Source organism: Pseudoalteromonas sp. MMG012 (genome assembly GCF_018100875.1).
GTDB lineage: Bacteria > Pseudomonadota > Gammaproteobacteria > Enterobacterales > Alteromonadaceae > Pseudoalteromonas > Pseudoalteromonas aurantia.
Genome location: NZ_JAGJEF010000137.1, coordinates 1 through 4,614, shown reverse-complemented (window position 1 = coordinate 4,614; position 4,614 = coordinate 1). Strand labels below are relative to the sequence as shown.

Here is a 4,614-nt window from a genome sequence, read left to right as displayed (position 1 = left end):
GCTGCTACCCGACGTAAAAATCGGGCCAGATCGCTTTTTAGAAAAACCCTAATAGTTTGATGTTAGGGTTTTTTTGTGTCTGAAATTTGCTAAAGCGTGATCATTTTAGGGGTATAACGTGGGGTATCGATTTAACGCCCATTTGTCTGTTTAATAGGAATTAAGTGACAGATCAAATAACATAGGGACAGCATGAATTGGCGTTGTTCCCTAAAATACTATTTTTCTCTAGCTAGTGGCTTTAGTTTAACTAGTTGATCTCTTCTCACCTTTGAACCATGAGTGGTGTGCTTATTATCAGAAAAGCTCCCAAAATTTAGCACACGTACTTAGATGAATAATTTGTTATTTGCTTGATAAGGGGCGTTAAAAAGCCATCTTTACCGGTTAGGTCTTGGCCTGAACGCAGGGCTTCAACTGCTTTGTCTAAATCTAATTCTTTGCTCACGTATCATTCCCCTTTGTTGTATTCTAATGAAATAACAAAGAATTCTAAAAACTACCAACCAATGGGTCCAGCTCTATCTGAATTCGGAGAACTATATTAAACGAAGGCTATTTGTTGAAAATTAACAATTGCAAACTTTTAAATTTATGTTTATTTTGTTTACGCAATATAAATTTAAAAAGGATATTTAATATGAAAAAACATGCACTTTCGCTTTCTCTTTTCTCAATTCTAGCTTCAACGCATACTCTTGCCATTGACCACGATTTGGAAAATGCAGGGCAGGTTAATAAATTTATTAATAACGATTTAAACACCCCTGCTGTGGCTATGCAAACTAAACGTTTTTCTAGTGGGTCAGTTCAATCAGAAACGACTAATACAATTACACCAGCCTGTCCAACGCTCCTTACTGGGAACTTATATACACTTAGCAACTCTACTGCCGGAGATAATGTATGCTATCACTTTGAAATTACTGACAGAAGCAAGACTACAGCCTTGTTAGTAGGTCAATCTCAAGGAACTAATGTGAATTTAAGTATTATCAAACATAATCTAGATAATACGTTTACAGCAATCGGTAGCTCAGCAAATCCTGATAACCAAGATGAAGTAGTTGTAGCACTCACGGAACCAGGACACTATTACTGGTTTATGGAAGTTGTTGAGTCCGATGGGGCAGCATATAACTTTGGAGCGGCAGTTGCTAACGACCTAGACCCTTACGAGTTTAACGATACTTTGGCTCTATCAACGGTACTGCCAGACAGGCAAAATTCGATTACTGGTAATATGGACAGTATTAACGATGTTGATTATTATCAATTTACTGCGGTAAGAGGTCAAGATTTATCACTGAGCTTTTTTGATGGTTTAAGTGATGAATATGTTATTGAAATTTATAATAATGGATGGGTGCCTGTAACACCTAATACCTATCGAATCATTTCTGATTTACAAGAAAACCAGTCAATTAATTTAAGAGTCAGCGCGAATAAAGCGTTACCAGCTAACCCAGAAAATAACTATACGCTTAACATCGCATCTATAGTCGCATCTTTTAGCAACCATGTTATTACGGGTGAGAGTAACGTTAATCGCATTCCTTATTCGGTAAGAAAGTACTCAGGTCCATATCTTACAACGCAAGCATATAGACAGTTAAACTGGTCATTGATACTCAAAGATACAACGGGCGCACCAATTGAAGGAGCTGTCGCACAATTCACCTTTATTAAAAATGTCAATGATCCTCAGAACACTTTGACAACTTACAAAGTAAACTCCGATAGCAACGGTGCTATCTCAGAGCAAATCAGCCTAGGCGCTTGTAACCCAAATGCGACAGGCATTGAACACACCGAATATAGTTTTGGGTATAAAAATGAATGGCGCTCTGATGTTGAAGTGGGCCTATGGCGCATAGACATTCCAACAAACAGAGGTCTAGATGAGAAAGATAGATTAGATACCATCGGTATTGGCGGTGACAATGTACCTTATGTTTACTTTGGCCACATTTGTGATCAAGATCTGATTTCTAGTAACCCATCATAACAATATGAGGGCTTCTATGTTGTTATGAAGCCCTTTGTCTATCAGTATTTACTTGCTTTACTATTCAGTTGCGCAGAAATATTATCGTGCAACTGCATCCAATTACTTTCGTAACCCCATGCGCTTTTAAACTCATCATCGGCCTTTGAACTCCCTAGCATATCTTTAAGATCAAAAACTTGCGAAAAGTTTTCTTCGTTAACGTCATATTTTGCCCAGCCACGTACTTCCATATCAATATACTTCAAATAGCTAGACTTAAACTCATTCGCAGCGGCAACAAACTCATCGTTTCCATTTAAAGTTTGCTCTACCAATGTTCGCTCATCTTCCGTTAAAGAGCCTGTAACTTGTAATTCGCCAGATTCCGTTATCGAAATGCCCCAATCTTTATTTGTTAGCTGTGGTTGCTGTTCATTCAGCTCAGAAATAACATTTTCGTATTGCTTAGTCATTCGCTCAACTGATTGAGAAAGATCTCCGCCTGGTGTGTACAGGTGAACGGTTGCAAGCGCGATATCATCAAGCGCTTCATCTACCGTTTTTTTTACAACTTCATCGCTAGATGATATGGAGACGGGTCGATCATAAGTTGGTGTAGGATCTTTGACGGAGTTTTTATGATAGACGTCTGCAAGCATCTCTTGTTGATTTGACAGTTCAGCTTTACTGCTTTGTGGTGACGCTTGCCCCTTGCTAACGGGAGAGGCGGCTGATTGTACCAAATTACCACCCTGTGTACCAATTTCCATACTTTTTTCCTTGTACTTTGCAATCTTAACTTGTTATCGACACGTTAAATATTTTCTTGAGTATATTCAACTATAAAATCGAAAAGTACAAAGTTGATTTTTAGTTTATTTCAATTTATGTTTGGTTGTGAATTATTATGCAACGACAAAAGTGTTAATTGTCTTTTTTGGTAGCACCATTTGCCGCTCAGTTGACATAGAAACGCGGATGAAAAATAAATAAATTTATCCTTTATTTCACCCTAGGGGTATAGGGTGGGGTATCATCACTTTCTCCCATGTTAATAGTTCAATAGAAACAAATTCTTAAGCTCTATATGGGCGGCATGATGTAAGCGGGTTTTAACCCAAATATCTGTAGTTCAAATCATGTAATAAAAAGCCCGAATAGCAATATTCGGGTTTTTTATTACCCAGTCTACACTTACAACTCCCTTTTTTAATTGTTATTAAGCACTAATCACTAATCTAAGTAAGCGACTAAATAAACTGCAAAAGTGGTGTGCACTGATTGAGCATCATTAAGGCTGCTCATATATAATGTTTGAGATTGTCATGTTCGCTGAAGGTTACCTTGGTATAGCTTTTAACTTTTATTGTCATCTTTGACTGCAAGCGTGGACATTTTTATGTTTATTTTAATTAAAATAAATATAATCAGTGCTTTGTTTTTATTGCTATTTTAGTAGGGCGTAAGGTTTGATTGATCCAGTAATACTGGTATTGACTTTAGTAATGGTTGGGCAGGTGTTGTTAAGCGTTCCAGTATTACTTGGGAAGGTGAAGCATTTACCTGTAAATTTACCACTCGCATTGTTTCTATTAGCATGTGGTGTTTTAGCCATGGTGACGATTGTACGTATTCAATTTTTAGACTGGTATCAGGTTTTTAGCGCATTGGCGTTTCCTACTTTGTTGTTGTTATGTCCGTGTTTATGGCTTTATGTTGAAGGAATAACTTCGGACCAGCGGTGGAAGCCAAACCGAGGTCATAGCCGCCACTTTGCATTGCTTTTACCTGGATTGTTAGTGAGCGCGATGATGTTGTTTCTATCAAAGGAGGAACATACGGCACTATTTATTGATGATCTGGATGCGACAACCCTTATCGGGATTGTTGTTAGTATTAGCTTGTTAGTCATTATGGTACTTTGGCTCGGGCAATGTATTTATACCACTTACCTTATTGTGCGCCGTTTAATTCTTTATAAAAAGAGATTAAAAGATACTTTTTCAAATCATGAGGGAAAAGAGTTAAATTGGCTGCTTTTCATAGCGGGGAGTATTTGGCTTTTGATCCTGTCGACCGCCTTTTATTCTAATATAATGAATAGCTTGCTATTTAATGTTAGAGCTGAGGCTGTGTTGTCATTGTTATTAATTTGGAGCGCGGCTCATTATGGTTTGCAGCAAAAATCTGGCTTACTGGAATATGAGGAAGAGAGTGATCGCGAATTGTGTCAAGGTGAAGATAGGCTAGTGTGTAACGAACGCGCTGAGGCAATAAAGGTTAATAAGATAGCGTTAGCAGAGAGAGAAAATAAAAAGTATCAACGTTCAGCGCTGAGTGTTGAGCAGGCTAATCGAATTGCTGTCAAAATGAATGATGTAATGAAAACCGAAGCGCTATATTTAGATTCGACATTATCGTTACTGAAACTATCACGGCATCTTACTATTTCACCAAATTACATTTCTCAAACACTCAATGAAACGTTATCAATAAACTTTTTTGATTTTATTAATCAATGGCGTATTGAAGCAGCTAAGCCTAAAATTTTAGAAAATAAAAGTACCATCTTGGAAGTGGCACTTGAAGTTGGATTTAATGCTAGGTCTTCCTTTTATAAAGCA

Annotated in this window: 4 protein-coding genes; 2 read left to right on the top strand and 2 right to left on the bottom strand. The window is 37.5% G+C overall.

Annotated elements, in window-relative coordinates; translation table 11 throughout:
* Positions 1 to 316 precede the first annotated feature (316 nt).
* Complete coding sequence (locus tag J8L97_RS23895; RefSeq protein ID WP_282098577.1) at positions 317 to 448, bottom strand: hypothetical protein; 132 nt, start codon at positions 446 to 448, stop codon at positions 317 to 319.
* Between the two features lie 192 nt (positions 449 to 640).
* Between J8L97_RS23895 and J8L97_RS22375 the strand changes: the two genes are divergently transcribed.
* A complete protein-coding gene (locus J8L97_RS22375; protein ID WP_211052907.1) occupies positions 641 to 2,008 on the top strand; it encodes a hypothetical protein in 1,368 nt (455 codons plus the stop codon).
* Positions 2,009 to 2,049: 41 nt separating this feature from the next.
* Here the strand turns inward: J8L97_RS22375 and J8L97_RS22370 are convergent, their stop codons facing one another.
* Positions 2,050 to 2,760, bottom strand: a complete 711-nt coding sequence (locus J8L97_RS22370) for a hypothetical protein (RefSeq protein WP_211052906.1) — start codon at positions 2,758 to 2,760, stop codon at positions 2,050 to 2,052.
* Between the two features lie 699 nt (positions 2,761 to 3,459).
* Here J8L97_RS22370 and J8L97_RS22365 point away from each other — a divergent pair.
* The coding region (locus J8L97_RS22365) for an AraC family transcriptional regulator (RefSeq protein WP_211052904.1) at positions 3,460 to 4,614 on the top strand (1,155 nt) is incomplete at its 3' end.

Excerpts from the sequence above, each read along its gene's own strand:
- J8L97_RS22370 (WP_211052906.1), bottom strand. The coding sequence starts at position 2,760 with ATGGAAATTGGTACACAGGGTGGTAATTTGGTACAATCAGCCGCCTCT.
- J8L97_RS22375 (WP_211052907.1), top strand. The coding sequence starts at position 641 with ATGAAAAAACATGCACTTTCGCTTTCTCTTTTCTCAATTCTAGCTTCA.